Below are 16227 nucleotides of genomic sequence, written 5' to 3' on the forward strand. Positions count from 1 at the left end.
TCTTCTTCCGACTGTGCCCAGGACTAAGTTCGAGTATACCTCGACGGGTAAACACAACCGTGAAATTTTGTTGCGGCTGGTTGAATATTTAAATTATTGAGATAAATAATCCAATCGTTTGGGGTTAGGGGTTAGGGATTAGGGGCTAGGAAAAAGGAAAATTTTTGACTTTTGACTTTTGACTTTTGACTTCAGGGATTATGGTGTTGCGGAAGAGAAAAAACGGGAGAGTCTTGCAGGAGACAGTAAGGGCGACTGTAGCTGAGGGGTAACTCTAAAGCGTGCTGAAGTAAAAAATCGCGATCGCTCATCACTGGCTCGGTTTTACCATCGTACACCACCTGACCCTGACTCAAAACAATGGTGCGATCGCACAGTTCCAGCGCCATATCCAAATCGTGCGTTGCAATCAACTGCGTCAAAGGCAAACCTTGCAGCAAATCGATCAAATGACGGCGAGAACGGGGATCTAGCTGTGCAGAAGGTTCGTCGAGTACCAACACCTGCGGCTGCATAGCTAAAACACCTGCGATCGCAATTCGTTTCTTTTCCCCTCCAGATAAATTGTCCGTATTTCGCTTTCCGTAACGTTGCGGATCGATCTCAACGGCTGCTAATGCCTGAATAACTCGCTTTTTCAATTCCTCATCTCGCAAACCCTGATTCATTGGGCCAAAAGCAACATCTTCCCACACTGTCGGCATAAATAGCTGATTATCTGGATTCTGAAATACCAGCCCCACAAAATTACGAATTTGGCGCAAATTCTCCGAATTGACAACCCATTCGCCCACCTTCACTTCTCCTTCTTGGGGCAGAATAATCCCGTTCAAATGTAACTGCAATGTAGATTTTCCCGAACCATTAGCCCCAATTAACGCCACTCTTTCATTGGCGCGAATAAACAAATTGATATTCCTGAGAGCATGAGTTCCATCAGGGTAAGTATAACTAAGATTTTCAATTGAGATCGGATTGTGGTGCATCGAAACGAATTTAGATTTTGGATTTTGGATTTTGGATTTTAGATTTTATAGCAACCGCCCTCGTCGGTTAGGACAGATCCAATTCTTACCTCTCACCTTCCATCCCTTACTGCGTAACCCTTTTCCCTACTTCCTGTTCCCTAACCCCTAGCCCCTAGCCCCTAGTCCCTAGCTATACATTGCTACTGCCAACGCAAATAAATCGCTTGTCCCAGCAGTGCCCAAATAAATGTTAAAGTTATAGCTACAATATCGTGTCGTCCACCAGGCGGAACATTTTCGACAGGGGGTACTCCCTGATAACCCCGCGCCAGCATAGCCTGATAAACTCGCTCTCCGCGATCGTAAGTGCGAATAAATAGCGACCCCATCATGTTGCCAATTACTAAACGTTGCCAGCGGTTTTTGCCCATCAAATTGCGAGACGCTGCTGCCCGACGCATGGCATTAAATTCGCCAATTAAAACGCTTATGTAGCGATACATTGATGCCAAAATTGCCACTAGGAGCGGTGGTACTCGCAATGCTACTAAGGCATTCAACAACGCGGGAATGGAAGTAGTTAGAGTTAGCAAATTGAGCATTACCAGGGATAGCAATGCCTTACTCGTTACGCTACCCAAAACAATCAATCCCGCTGTGGTAATTTTTAGTGGCCCCCAAGACCAAATAGTTTGACCGCCGTCGCGAAACAAAGTACCCAGCAGCACGACACCGATAAAAGCAAATTCAATTGCGATTCGCTTCAGCAGCACAGGTAAAGTTACGCGACTGAGTAAAATAAAGCTCAACACAGCTACTCCATAAATTGCCCAAGTCCACCAACGTCCGTTTGGTGTTAAGGCAATGGCAAATACAATTAGCAGGGTACAAAGTATGCGAGTACGCGGTGCTAATGAATGCCACCAAGTATCGTGTTTGCTATCGATATCTAGTTGAAAGACATTGACGTGCAGCAGCATCTAAGAATTTTGAATTTTGGATGAGAGGATTTGGGATTTTTTAATCCAAGGATCGATCGACTTTATCTGGGTGGGGAGTTGTATCGTTTGGCAAAGATGCAGCGGAATTGCGAACTACCAATTTGCCAATACCCCAAGCTAAACCAAATGTAGTTAATGTTCCTACCAAACCTGCCAGGGGAGTGGCAACTTGTTCGGGTACACCTCGGAGAGCGTATTCTTCAAAAATAGCGTAAAAGGGTAATTTTTTGGCTGGTGCCTCTTCAATTGCTTTATCCTCAAATTTGAGCTCCTGAGAAACTCGGTCTAATCCATCTGGATCTGAGCTGGCGAATGGAGAGACGAAAATTGCAATCAGCAGCGCTACTCCCAAACCAGCGATGACAAAAGCGCGGTTGCGATCGCGATCGATGTTACTACTCATAAACTTTCATCCTACATCAATAAGCATCATGAAAACTCTTCCCCTTTTCCCTCTCCCCTCTTTCCCTTTTCCCTCTACCCCCTAGCCCCTAGCCCCTAGCCCCGACGCCCTCTCTTCGACCTAATCGAGGTGGGTCAAAGAACAAATCGGGCCGACTCTTCCAAACAAAACTAACTGCGATCGCAGTAATAATTGCTTCACCAATGCCAATCAATACGTGCCAAAAAGCCATTGCCGATATAGCTACTCCCAACGGAACTGTGCCTGATAAAGCTAATTGCACAGCAGTCAAAATTGCAGCTACAAACACGCTTGTCCAAGCAGATACTACCGTGCCAGCTAACATTCCTCGCCAAGTATTTCGGCCTAGTGAAACCCGAATTATTTTGTATAGATAGTAACCGGCAAATGTGCCAATTAATCCCATATTGGTAATGTTGGCTCCCAGGACTGTCAGACCGCCATCCTGAAACAAAACAGCCTGTACAATGAAGACTGCCGCCATTACCAAAGAACCAGCCCACGGGCCGAGTAAAACTCCAGCTAGCGTTCCACCTAGCAAGTGACCGGATGTACCTCCCGGAATGGGAAAATTAATCATTTGGGCAGCAAAAATAAATGCTCCGCAAACACCCATCAGGGGGACTGCTCGTTCCTTGTAGTCTTCCTGTACGCGGTTGAGAGCGAGTGCGATCAGCGCGATCGCCAGTACCCACGTTACTAAGCTAACTGGCAGGTTCAAGAAGCCATCTGGAATATGCAATGCTAGCTGCGGCTGTATTACCCAGCGCACCCAGCTTGAGAAAGAAATATTCGGTAACAGGAATGTCACCATAATCAACAAGCGTCCCTTAAAGGCAGTTTTCTGAGGTGTAACCCTTTAATAAAACCTGTATTGCCTAAAAAATGCAATGCTACAGGGGGGTATCTTAAGGATAAATTTATTATTTAGCTAATAATCGACAACTATCGCTATAAATACACCATTAGATAGATTTTTTGCGGGATCGGTTAATAGTTGAATTTGCATAAACTGGTTGTTTCTTTTCCCTCTGCTCCTCAAACTGCCCTCTGTCTGAGGGGCACAGACGATCGCAATACAACCGAACCAGGTATGTAAATATCAAATTTCTTCTCTCCGGCTTTCTTGCCAGAGAGGCAACCTCACGATGAAAGTCGCGCCCTTTCCTTCGCCATCGCTAGCTGCACAGACAGTACCACCGTGGAGTTCCACCAAATGACGCACGATCGCCAATCCCAGTCCCAATCCGCCATAAGTTCTCGTAATTGAGCTATCGGCTTGGCGAAAGCGATCGAACACATAGGGAAGAAAATCGGGACTGATGCCCTTACCGGTATCCTTTACTGTAATTTGGGCATAGGAAATTTCACATTGATTTAATTTCAGATTTGAAATTTCCGATTGCAGATTGAAAGCAAAATTTTCATCTTCAATTTGCAATTTTAAATTTGAAATCTGCAATTGCTGCAATCGCACTTCAACACGTCCGCCAGAGGGAGTAAACTTGATGGCGTTGCAAACAAGATTCCAAACAACTTGCTGCAAGCGATCGGCATCAACCAAAACCAAACCGACCGCATCAAGTTTAGACTCAAGTTGTATCTTTTTAGCTGCGGCTGTCGGCACGACAGAATCGATCGCCGCCGCTATAACAGATACAAGGTCAACCGGGCGCATAGAAAGACGCAGCTTGCCTCTAATAATGCGGGAGATATCGAGAATATCATCGATTAATTGTGCCTGTAACTTGGCGTTGCGCTCGATCGTTTCCAAGGCGCGATCGGTAGTAGGCTCGTCAAACTTGCGAGCCCGAAGCAGCTGAGCCCATCCCAGTACGGAATTAAGAGGAGTACGCAACTCATGGGATACTACCGCGAGGAATTCATCTTTCATGCGGTTAGCTTGCTCTAATGCTTCCGCTTGTTGCCGCAGTATTTCCTCTGCCTGTTTTCGATCGTCGATATCCGTACAAGTTCCAAACCAACTGACAATCTTATTCTCTCGATCTTGTAGGGGTAATGCACGCACCAAATGCCAGCGATAAGTTTTGTCGCTACCCCGCAGCAAACGAAATTCTATTTCGTAAGGCTCACCTGTTTGGAGAGATTTTTGCCAGCGCTCCCCAGCGAGTGGCAAATCATCTGGATACAGCATATTCTGCCATCCCCATTCCAATATTTCTGCCGCACAAACGACAAAATAATCAACTGTGCGCTGATTGACGTAATCCAATCCGCCATCCGGACGGGCAGTCCATACAAGTTGGGGCATAATTTCCGCGAGAAAGCGAAAACGCTGTTCGCTTGCTTGCGCTTGAGTTCGGGCTATCTGTTCGCGCACGAGCAATTCATGTTTAAGCTGATTTGCCGCTTCTAGTTGGGCAGTTCGTTCGATTACTCTTTGTTCGAGATCGGCATTTAGCTTGCGAATTTCTGCCTCTGCTTGTTTGAGGTCAGTAATGTCTTGCGTCATCACCATCCCGGCAAAAATTTCGCCGCGATCGTTTCTGACGGGAAGTACGTGCATTACATAAGTATAGTTGCTATAATTGACTTCCGTGATGCTTGCTTCACCGCCAAGGGCAGCACGATAGGTTGGTTCTATAATTGCACAGGTTTCGGAAGGAAATGATTCCCAAATAGTTTTTCCTTCTAATAATTCTTTATTCAGACCGACTGCTGCTAAACCTTCTCCATCCGCGATCGTATATCGCAAATCGCGATCGAATAAAATTACTGCCCCATTAGGAAAGTTTTTCGCCAAAGTGCGATACATTTCTTCACTTTTGCGGAGTGCTTCTTCTGCTAACTTGCGATCGGTAATGTCGAAAAACGAAGATACGATCGCATAGGGTGCGGTTTCCTCCGAGCGGAATAAGGGGCGCGTATTGATACTAATCCAAGTCACCATTCCGTCTGATTTGGCAAGCCCCATAACCACGTTGGACTGCGGCTTACCGATACGCAAAGTTACCATCGCTGGGTGTTCTTCGCCGGGGAAAGGAGAACCATCTTCGCGAATTGCACACCAGCGCGGATCGAAAGAATTACGTCCCATCATTTCATCTGCTGAAAGCCCCAGAATGCGCTCGGCGCTGGCATTGCAAGCTTGAATAGTGCCGTCTGCCAGATGTAAAACGATCTCCTCAGCTACTGTCTCGATCACGGTGCGATACCGTTGTTCGCTTTCCCGCAGCGCTTGCTCTGCGACTTTGCGATCGGTAATATCGATCGATGCTGCGATCGCACTTACTACAATACCTGCCGCATTATGGATCGGTGCGGCATTTATGGATAAAATTGTGCGCGTGCCATCGGGATGTTCGATCGCGTGTTCTACATTGTATACCGATTCCGCTGTTCGCATCACTCGCACAAAAGGAAGTTCTTCTTCCGGAAAGGGTTTTCCGTCCACCGTTGCGATCCGCCAAGCCGGATCGTTGTAAATTCGCTCCGTGATTTTGCTGCGCGACAAACGCAAAATTTTTTCGGCGGCGGCATTTGCAGATACGATTTTTCCTTCTCTGTTCACAACAGTAATGCCGTCAGGTATTGTCTCAAAAATCCGCGCTAATTCTTCTTCTTTCTCGCGCAATGATTTTTCCGAACGTTTCCGTTCCCAGATTTCATTTCTTAATTTTTTGTTCGCCTTGACTAACTTGTCTGTGCGCTCTTTCACCCTTTGTTCGAGAGTTTCTTTGGCATTGTTAATTTCCTGAAATTTTTCATGCAATGCCATCTCCATTATCTTAAAATTATCAACTAAAGCTTCTATCTCTGTAACGGAATTATTTAGCCAATAAATCCTCTCTCCTTGCATGATTTTATCCGGCAAATTAGCAGTCTCTGCGGCTAAGTTTGATAAAGGACTAACTAACCTACGACTTACAAGCATTGCAGATAAAAATGCCAGTCCAGCAATTATAAGCATTATGGCTAGGTTATTGATATAGATATTTTGTAAATTGAGAATATATGGTGCAGCAGCTACTTCCACAACCAGTTTCCAGGGTAAGTTTTCACCTACAGGGGTTTCCTGTCTGTAAAATGAGTTTTTCCATCTCACTATAGGAGGCAAATTTTCTTTTGGGGGTAGCCACTGATAAATGCCGTTATCTTTTTGTCGGATCTCCCCACTTTTTAGGCGATCGATTACTCCTCCCTCCGATTTGCTATTAGCAATGATGCGTCCTTTATTATCAATTAGGTATGTTTGTAAATTTTGACTGGAAATATGCGATTTCATTCGTTCGCTTATGTCCCTCATATCTACTGTCGCATTAACCACACCCCCAAACTTTTTATTGACAATAACTGGCACATTTAAACAAATTTCATGCTCTCCATGTATATGGATATGACCATCAGTTATTAATGCTTTTAAATATTTTTTTACTTTTTCAAAACCATGTTTTTTAGCGATATTAAGACCTAACATCGATCTGCCCAACTCATTTTTTACTGGATAAGCGGCAATGATAGTACCCCCTGCATCGGTAACATATAGATTGTCGAAAGCAGGCGATATCCGCTTAATTAGGGCTGTACTTTGCTGTAAGCGATCGGATATATCAGTACCGGACTCAGCAGCAACTTTGGCTAGTTCTTCTAGCGTGTCTACACGTCGCTGATACCAAGATTCTAGATAAGCAACTACCTCTTGATTAGTGGATATAATTTGTGTGTTAATTCCAGTCTCAATATCCTTGATAACGCGATGTCCATTCAAAACCATGAGTGTGAGAGATGGAAAAAAAACAAAAGCAACGAACAAGTTTAATAAAGTTTGTTGAAATGATATAGTATTTTTTGCCTGGGGAATAGCTATCCATTTTTGAATTGGTAAGTTGGTCAATATCAGGCTGGCAACTAAGGCGTTAAATATGCCATTGACAGATTGTTTGAGCGCGATCAGTAATGTTTGCATCGTATCCACTTGCAATGCGCCTGCATAAAATATCCACACCAATGGCATACCGATTAGCAACCAGTAAATTCCATCCAAAAACAGCATATTTTTGCTGTAACGGTGTAATGAAAAACCGATAAAAATAGCTTCGCATATCAGAATAATTGCCGCATATGGATGGTTCCACAGTACCACTGTATGCCAGCTAGCCAAGATAGCTGCTAGTGTCCCCCAGCCTACGCCGAACAGTCTCACTACCAGCAATACTGGAATACTGCCAAAGAGAAAATCTACGCCAAAAAACATTGACAGGCTAAAATAATTACCTAGATAACCTGCTGCTATTAGTATGAGGAGAATTGGGGTAAACTTTTTCTGGCGAATTTCTATCATTTGGCTAACTTTTAAATTTCGGATAGAGCGGTTTTTGATTGGCTCTAAACAACTTAATGCCTCAAATTAAAAGGCGATTCATTTCTTACTAATATCGCTTCTGTTCAAGTACTCGCCATCTGGGTAGAGCGGGAGAATCTTCTACTTTAAGTGGGTAGATTTTAATCAAAGGACTTAAACATAATCGACCTCAGAAGAGAAAAAGTTGTTTATATTGTCATAGCGGAAAGTTACTCGCTAGTCAACTTTATTTTGGTATTATTTTAATTTGAAGTTGACTTGTATCTTTATTTTAAGCTGGAAGCGATCGCAAATCGGCATTGAGGTGAAAAATCGCTGCAATCGGCAGCTTTTCGGCGAAATATTGCGGTTGAGGTAGCCTGGAACGATAGGCTGACGATCGCTATCCCGTTTTGATGTCCAAGCCGGAAAGGAAGTATTTCTTGCCGGCCAGCAATCCGTTGCTCTACTTCCAGAGAAAAACAGAGAGAAAGAAAAGTCTTTCTCCCTGTCTTTTGCAGAAAATAGATGCAAAGGGACAGGAGATAATGGTTATACTCCTAGCTAAAAAAGTGGATTGCATCTTTTTTGTCTGGCGATCGCACGCTGAGGTTCTCTATCTCACAAAGAGCCTATTTTACATTTTTGATTTTACATTTTGGATGGGCAGAAAAATTGCATACAGTATGTCAAGCCTATAGAAATAACCCTAAAAGGCAGTCAAAAATTTGCCAGTGGGGTCAATGTAAAACCAAAAATGTTAAATTGATTGATTGGCTTGATTTTTATCAAGTTTGAGATATTAAAATCTCTTATTTTTTCGCGATTACCCATATGGCGTGAACCAGTCCGGGAACATACCCAAACAGCGTTAACAGGATATTCAGCCAAAAGTGTCCGCCAAGACCGACTTGTAAAAATACTCCTAGCGGGGGTATGAAAATGGCGATAATGATGCGAACGATATCCACAACAAACCTCCTTTGCAGACAATCTACAGCTCACAGTTCTATCATAGCGATCGCGTCGGGTGAGAAAATCTTAACCGCTACGCAAGATTTCGCGATCGGTCAAAAGGCAGTAAAAATTTAAAATGCAACCAGAAGAAGCCATTCGACAGCAATTCGACAACGCCGCCGCCGCCTACGGCACTTCGCCTATCTTCGCACAAGGACACGACCTGGCGCTGATGCTGCAAGCAGCTGCGCCCACATCAGAAATGACTTTACTCGATGTCGGGTGCGGTGCGGGTCATACTGCTTTTGCTTTTGCACCCCACGTCCGAGAAGCGATCGGGGTTGACCTCAGCCAAGGTATGCTGATAGAGGCGAAACAGCTAGCAGATGCAAAAGCGATCGCCAATGTGCATTTTCGAGAAGCTAGCGCTACAGCACTTCCTTTCCCAGACAAGCACTTCGATATCGTTACCTGTCGCTATGTTGCCCATCACTTCCCCAGTCTGACACCCGCCCTGACTGAAATTGTGCGCGTTCTCAAGCCGAATGGGCAATTTCTCTTGGTAGATATTATTTCGCCGTCAGATTCAGCCCTAGCTGATTTTATCGATCGAGTGGAACAATTGCGCGACCCTTCCCACAGTTGCGACTGGAAAATCTCTCAATGGCAGGCTTGCGGAGAAAAGGTAGGGATGCACCTCCAAGTTATCTCCTCCTGGCAGTTGCAAATTGACTTCGCCGACTGGACTGCACGCCAGAAAACACCGCCGGCAGCTATTGCACAATTGGAAACACTTTTAGATAACGCTTCGCCAGAAGCAAAATCAGCCTTCTCAATTGTCGGCTTACCACGCCGTTCTTTTCACCTTTGGTCAGTCTTCCTGCGCGGCACTCTAACTGTTGACCCTAGTTGATTTCGGCTTGAGAAACAACCAACTTACAAAGAAGAAGAACGCTGTAAATAGCTGGGCGATATCTATGGCAGACAGATAACCATCAGCTAAAGCCGCGATACTTCTATCGGTGATTCCAAATAGCCAAGATGAGATTCCCACAAGCCAGATCCCGCTTTTGAGATTTCCCAAAAAAGTAGAAGTTTCTGAAGGTTGGTCGTTATTCATAAGTTCAGCCTCGTTGCTGTAAATAACTCGATTAACCATCTGAGGTGCGGCAAGGGGGCTCCCGTTATACAAGGGTAGGGTTAGCGGGAGGGGAATTGCCGCCAGCAAACAAATTGAGCGTGAGCGTTTCCTTATTTTCAGAATTGGTACTCATAGCCGTCAGCCTTATGAATGGTTTTCAAGTATTTGGGGTGTACATCAAACTTTTGAGCGGGTAGTTGAAGGACAAAACTTGGTCTAAAACGAATAGCAACACAGTCATTCGAGGGATAGAGGATTTTTTTACCCTTCCTTCTACTCTCTTGACTATCTTAATGTTAAGAAATATTTTTTCTACTTGCCATAAGTCCCCAGATATACATGAAAAAGTGTAGCAAAAATCACTTTTGTACGCATATGAGTACACCCACTCTCAGGCGAGACATTAACCAAAATTTGCAATTTCCAATTTAAAATCTGAAATTCTCGGTTAAGACAGCGCGTATAGACATATACAAGATCGCCATCTCTGCTGCTGCTAATCTGACGAATGTAGATCCGATGATAGAGGCTACTTAGCCCAGGGGACACGATGATCGATCGTAAAACGAGAATCTGGAGTCCGATCTGTGGCAATAGCATTAGGGATGGTAATTAACAACCTCGAAGTAGAAGCGATGAGGGATAGTTACTATCCAGTCAGATTGGTGACAAACCGTGGCAATGTTGAGTGCCGCTACTACAAGGTTCCCAGTACTAAGCGCGGTGTTATCTGGGTAGGCGGTATTGGCGGCGACTGGGATACACCGGCAAACAAACTGTATCCGCGACTTTGCCAGGAGTTGATAGCTGAGGGAATTGCTTCTGTGCGGGTACGCTTCCGCCACTCAACTATTCTTGAAGAAGCTATCCTCGATGTTCTGGCAGGAATTAGTTATTTGGAAAGCGAAGGTGTTGATGCGATCGCTCTCATCGGTCACTCTTTCGGCGGTGCTGTCGTGATTCAGGCTGGTGCCATTGCCGATACTGTATGTACCGTGGTAACGCTCGCTACACAAAGTTACGGTGCGGCAGCAGCAGCCAACTTAGCACCCCGATGCTCGATCTTGCTCATTCACGGTACAGTCGATCGCATACTTCCAGCTGTCTGCTCCCAGTATATCTACAGTCTCGCTCAAGAACCCAAGCACCTCATCCTTTACAAAGGTGCAGATCACAATCTTAACGAAGTTTCTCAACAAGTCGATCGAGCGGTACGCGACTGGATTGTCGATCAACTTTGAACAAACAAATTTGCAGCCCTATTCCTAGAGAATATTAAGCAATGTTTGCTTTATGTTCAGATTTTTTGTTGTTTATAGTAATTGAGATTAGTTTTCAATAATGCTTTTTTCAAAACTAATTAATGCTCAGCTTGCTACCAAATTTACTGGCAATAATTGGTAGCATAATTATATACCATTTTCGGAGCTATATCAAATTTAAATTAACCGTTAAAAGCTCTGGAAACAAGTTGAGATTATATGAAGATAGATAGTGTAAACAGAAAAAACAAAATATTTTTGGTAGTAAGAGTAGGGATGAAAAATGGCTACTTTATTGGGAACTTTAGAAAACGATACTCTCATCGGCACTCCAGAAGATGACTTTGCTTTAGGTAATTCAGGAAATGATAACCTACTTGGTTTAGAAGCAAATGACCAACTCAACGGCAACACGGGCAACGATACCGCAAACGGTGGAGTCGGTAACGATTTAGTAAGAGGCGGTAAGGATAATGACCTCTTACTAGGCGATGTTGGAAATGATTCTCTATACGGCGATTTGGGCAACGATACAGCCAGAGGCGGCAATGGCGATGACTTTTTATATGGAGATAGCGGCATAGAATCTAACTTCAGCGGCGATGGGGATGATTTCCTATTTGGTGAAGCTGGTAATGACACGCTGTTTGGGTTAGATGGTAACGATAGTTTGCTGGGGGATACAGGCGCAGATGTAATTAACGGTAATCAGGGAAACGATACAGTTTATGGAGGTGATGGCAGCGATTTATTAAGGGGAGGAATAGATAATGACCGAATATTTGCTGAATTAGGCGATGACAGCTTATATGGGGACTTGGGAGACGATACCCTCTTTGGTGCAGAAGGTAAAGATGCAATTTTTGGCGGTCGAGGCGAGGATTTGTTATCCGGAAATGAAGATGATGATGAAATTAATGGCAATCAGGGAAACGATACGGTTTTTGGCGGACAGGGAAACGATATTTTGCGGGGTGGCAGAGATGATGACATCATTTCTGGTGATGTTGGCGATGATTTGATTTACGGAGACAGAGGAATAGATACTTTAACTGGAGGCGATGGTAAAGATATCTTTTTTTTGGAAAAGGGAATAGGCGGTGCAAGTTTAACGCAAGCGGATATTATTACTGATTTTGTTAACGGTGAAGATGCAATTGGATTAATAGCAGGTTTCCAAGTCTCAGATTTGAATATATTTCAAGGCACGGGAGCTAATACGAATGACACGATTATCCAAGATAATCTTACAGGCCAATTTTTAGCAGTATTAAAGGGAGTGAATCGTAGTGCGATCGACTCGGCTGATTTTTCTATTCCAGGTGTTTTCACATTTACTGCGCCAACTTTCCAGGTGAATGAAGATGGAACACCAATTCAGGCGGTGACGGTCACGCGCACGGATGGATTGAATGCAGCCGCCAGCGTTACGGTAACGTCGAGTAACGGTACTGCAACTGCGCCTGCCGATTATAACAATACGCCAGTAGTCTTAAATTTTGCGGCGGGAGAAACGAGTAAAACGGTAACAATTCCCATTGTTAACGATGCTGTGGGCGAGTATACAGAGAGCATCAATTTAAACTTAACTAACCCTACAGGCGGCACTGAAGTTGGGCTACAAAATTCGGCGGTTTTGCAAATTGTAGATAATGATTCTGTATCTGTTCCCAAACTCACTTTCGATATACCAGATAGTTCCACTTTTCGTTTCGGGATCTCTATAGAACCATTGAATAACAGCGTCCTGATCCAATCGAGCGGTGATAGTTCACTTCCTGGAGCCAATGGAGCAGCCTACAAGTTTGACGTTACTACAGGTGCGCTGCTTCAGTCTTTCTTCAGACCCGATGATGCGAATTTCTTTGATATGTCAATAGGGACTGTGGGTAACAACGTTCTCATAGGGGCACCAAGATCGTTTGGAAGTGCGGCGGCTTATTTGTTTGATGGGGATACGGGGACACTCCTGAAAAGTTTCGTCAATCCTTCTTCAAATCGCAATCTTCTTTTCGGCTCTTCAGTAGAAGCATTGGGCAATAACATCCTCATCGCAGCCCCAGATGACGATAGGGAAGCTCCTGATGATGGAGCAGTGTATCTGTTTGACGGTAATACAGGGGCGCTTTTGCAAACATTCCTCGATCCGACCCCCGATAATTTCGATTGGTTTGGCTATTCACTAGCGGCAGTAGGCAACAACGTTCTCATTGGCGCACCGTTTGGCAACACAGCTGGTGCTAATGCGGCAGCAGCTTATTTGTTTGACAGTACTACAGGCGCACTTTTGCAAACGTTCCTCAATCCGACCCCCGGAGAACACGACTCATTCGGCATTTCAGTAGCGGCAGCCGGCAACAACGTCCTCATCGGCGCACCAGGAACCCCAGCAGCAGGGGCTGCCTACCTATTCGACAGTACGACAGGGGCGCTCTTGCAAACCTTCCTCAACCCGACACTAGATGTGTTCGAGGGATTCGGCAGTCCGATCGTGGCGGTGGGCAACAACGTCCTCATCGGCGCACCATTCCATAATACGAGTGTTGAAAATAGTGGAGCAGCATACCTATTTGACGGCTCTACAGGAGCGCTGTTGCAAACTTATCTCAACCCTAAACCAGAGTCAGAAGGTTACGGTTATTCCCAAGGAGATTTTTTCGGCAGCTCATTGGCAGCTGTAGGCAATAACATCATCATTGGGGCACCCTCCGATAACGAAGCTGCTGGCGCAGTGTACCTATTCTAGCTGGCATCTTTACTCTTAGCCTGTAGCGCTTGGCGATCGCTACAGGCAATTTTTTAGTTAGTGTCATTAGTCGATCGAGCGGTACTCGACTGGATTGTCGAGAAACTTTGAAGAAAGAAATTGGCAGCCCGATTCTAGCGAAAATATGCAGAAATATTTGTGTTTTCATTGATTATAAGCTATATTCACTTATATAAGCTAAAATTTCCCTTTTTCAGTATCTTCTGGCTGGTGCATTAAAAATGTATTTTTTATCCGATAAGTTCATTCACTTTATTGTTGGTTTAGGAATTGGATCGGGTTATTGGTGGTTGTTAGAACGCTATGATATTAAATCTAATATTGGGGCTTGGGTTGCCGTTCCTGATGATTTGGGCTATACACGATTCATTTTCTCGAAATCGGGATGGCTGAAAAATTAGCAGAAAAGGAAAAGAAGTAGGAAAAGCAAAAAGGGTTGACGAACGAATGAAGTCAGGCTGAAAGATGTTTTTTTTCTATTATTTCTAGGTAATGGATTAGATAAAAGTTAACGTTATAAAATTATCGCCAAATCTAGAGCGCCTCTGGGTGTAGAATCAAATATGGTTTTCAATCGGGACAGCAAAAAAGAAAGCATTTTTCGTCAAGAGTCTTTGGAACGCTTATCTTCTCCTGAGCGTTTAGACCAACTGATGCAGGTACTTGCGCCTAAAGATTGGTTAGCTTTGACTGTTTTTGGTGGTTTGACTGCGATCGGTTTGGTATGGAGCATTTTGGGTCGCATTCCTATCGCAATTGAAGGTCGGGCTATTTTTTTGCAACCCCGACAAGTAGTAGATTTACAATCTTCTATTGGTGGCAGAATACAATCTTTAAAAGTTACTGGCGGTCAGTGTGTTAAGAAAGATGAATTGTTGGCAACTATTAATCCTTTAGAGATGCAAAAACAATTACAGTTGGCTAAAGAAAAATTGCTTCAGTTGCAAAAACAAACTGGAGAAACTTCGTTAGTATCTAAGCAGAGGATGGAATTGGAAAAAATTGCGATCGCAGTTTCCCAAGAAAGTCTACAAAGACGCTTGCAAGATGCTCAAGCAATGACTCCGATCCTCAAAGAAAGAGGCTTGAATGCCATCGCCAAACAAAAGCTGAGTTTGCAGCAACGATTGCAAGAAGCGCAATCGTTTGCTCCTACTTTGAAAGAGAAAGGATTAACCGCAATTCAACAACAGCGCCTCAGTTTACAACAACGCTTAAAAGATGCTCGAGCTTTAGTTCCCGTGCTGGAACAAAGACTGAAAAAACGCCGGGAATTGGCAGTTAATGGCGCAATATCTACAGACACAGTTTTGCAGGTAGAAAAAGAGTACAACCAGGGGGTGCAAGATATTGCGGAACTGGAAGCACAGCTAAAACAACTGGATTTAACTGAGGCGCAAACTCAGCAAAGTTACCAACAAAATGTGAACAACATCGGTGAGTTACAAGCGCAGTTGCAAGAATTGGAACTGCAAAGCGTAAGAACTGAGCGGGAATATCTGGACAATCTTCGTTCTATTAATGAAATTCAAGCTCAATTGCAGGAATTAAATACTAAATATAAACGGTTAGAACAAGAAAATTTAGAAATTTCTAATCGGCGCATTCAAGAAATTCAAGAAGTTGGCCGAGAAGTGATTATTTTGGAGCAAAGAGTAACTGAAAACAGCCAAATTTTAAGTTCTCAAGATGGCTGTATTTTGGAATTGACTGCTGCTGTCGGGCAGGTGATACAACCTGGTAGTCGCTTGGGAAATATGCGAATTGGGAGTGAGCAAAAGTTAGGTCTGGCAATAGCTTATTTTTCGATTAAAGATGGCAAGCAAATTCAACCGGGAATGCCTGTTTTAATTACTCCAGATACAGTACAAAGAGAACGATTTGGGGGGATTGTCGGTCAAGTTACAGAAGTTTCTCCTTTAGCTGTTACTGCTGAAGGAACAGTGGCGACGATCGGTAATTCAGAAGTAGTAAAAAGTCTCATTAGTCAAACGGGAGCCGCAATTCAAGTTACTGCTAATTTGCAAACAGAAGATCGCAATCCTACCGGCTATAAATGGTCTTCTTCCAAAGGCCCAAACTCGAAAATTACCCCAGGAACTACGGCAACGGTTAGGGTGACGGTGGATGAGCGATCGCCTATTACTTTTTTACTACCATTTCTGCGGGAAATCTTAGGCACGAAGTAGAAGGGAAAGTCAGGGAGAAGCAGGTAAAAAGCACAAGTTTCAGGGTAAAACATTGATGATGCCATTATTCAAGAAAATCAAAGAAATTGGGGCGACCAAACCTAGATATTAAGTAGTCGGACAAAAGTAATCGACACTGTATGAACTTTTGTTAAGGCACTTGCAGGAGTGCGATCGCTACCCCAGGATAGTACAAATGTATTGTAAGACTTGACA

At 44.0% G+C, this 16227-nt stretch carries 11 protein-coding genes; 4 read left to right on the forward strand and 7 right to left on the reverse strand.

Features of this window, described 5'->3' with window-relative positions; translation table 11 throughout:
* Positions 1-191: 191 nt before the first annotated feature.
* From H6G03_RS14155 to H6G03_RS14180, 6 genes are all read right to left on the reverse strand, one after another.
* Entirely contained in the window at positions 192-986 is a 795-nt protein-coding gene (locus tag H6G03_RS14155; RefSeq protein ID WP_190465012.1) for an energy-coupling factor ABC transporter ATP-binding protein, read from the reverse strand.
* A 182-nt stretch (positions 987-1168) separates the two neighbouring features.
* A complete protein-coding gene (gene cbiQ, locus H6G03_RS14160) occupies positions 1169-1945 on the reverse strand; it encodes a cobalt ECF transporter T component CbiQ (RefSeq protein WP_456057568.1) in 777 nt (258 codons plus the stop codon).
* A gap of 43 nt (positions 1946-1988) precedes the next feature.
* Entirely contained in the window at positions 1989-2372 is a 384-nt protein-coding gene (locus H6G03_RS14165; RefSeq protein WP_190465014.1) for a PDGLE domain-containing protein, read from the reverse strand.
* Between the two features lie 88 nt (positions 2373-2460).
* Entirely contained in the window at positions 2461-3207 is a 747-nt protein-coding gene (locus H6G03_RS14170) for an energy-coupling factor ABC transporter permease (RefSeq protein ID WP_190465015.1), read from the reverse strand.
* Between the two features lie 288 nt (positions 3208-3495).
* The gene (locus tag H6G03_RS14175; RefSeq protein WP_190465016.1) at positions 3496-7695 is read right to left on the reverse strand and encodes a PAS domain S-box protein; all 4200 of its coding nucleotides are present in this window, start codon (positions 7693-7695) and stop codon (positions 3496-3498) included.
* 812 nt (positions 7696-8507) lie between these two features.
* Positions 8508-8666, reverse strand: a complete 159-nt coding sequence (locus tag H6G03_RS14180) for a YqaE/Pmp3 family membrane protein (RefSeq protein WP_190465017.1) — start codon at positions 8664-8666, stop codon at positions 8508-8510.
* A 122-nt stretch (positions 8667-8788) separates the two neighbouring features.
* On the opposite strand from H6G03_RS14180, the gene H6G03_RS14185 reads away from it, so the two are divergent.
* Entirely contained in the window at positions 8789-9565 is a 777-nt protein-coding gene (locus H6G03_RS14185; protein WP_190465018.1) for a class I SAM-dependent methyltransferase, read from the forward strand.
* On the opposite strand, the gene H6G03_RS14190 is transcribed toward H6G03_RS14185, so the two are convergent.
* Positions 9545-9772, reverse strand: coding sequence for a hypothetical protein (locus H6G03_RS14190; RefSeq protein WP_190465019.1), 228 nt, complete (start codon positions 9770-9772; stop codon positions 9545-9547). The genes H6G03_RS14185 and H6G03_RS14190 overlap by 21 nt on opposite strands.
* Positions 9773-10380: 608 nt before the next feature.
* On the opposite strand from H6G03_RS14190, the gene H6G03_RS14195 reads away from it, so the two are divergent.
* From H6G03_RS14195 to H6G03_RS14205, 3 genes are all read left to right on the forward strand, one after another.
* The gene (locus H6G03_RS14195) at positions 10381-11034 is read left to right on the forward strand and encodes an alpha/beta hydrolase family protein (protein ID WP_199315291.1); all 654 of its coding nucleotides are present in this window, start codon (positions 10381-10383) and stop codon (positions 11032-11034) included.
* Positions 11035-11338: 304 nt separating this feature from the next.
* On the forward strand, positions 11339-13801 hold the full coding sequence (locus H6G03_RS14200) for a Calx-beta domain-containing protein (protein WP_190465020.1): 2463 nt from the start codon (positions 11339-11341) through the stop codon (positions 13799-13801).
* Between the two features lie 584 nt (positions 13802-14385).
* Positions 14386-16011 (forward strand): NHLP bacteriocin system secretion protein, encoded by a 1626-nt coding sequence (locus H6G03_RS14205; RefSeq protein WP_190465021.1) that lies wholly within the window; start codon positions 14386-14388, stop codon positions 16009-16011.
* Positions 16012-16227 lie beyond the last annotated feature (216 nt).

Origin of the sequence: Aerosakkonema funiforme FACHB-1375, from assembly GCF_014696265.1 — a bacterium.
Taxonomy (GTDB): domain Bacteria; phylum Cyanobacteriota; class Cyanobacteriia; order Cyanobacteriales; family Aerosakkonemataceae; genus Aerosakkonema; species Aerosakkonema funiforme_A.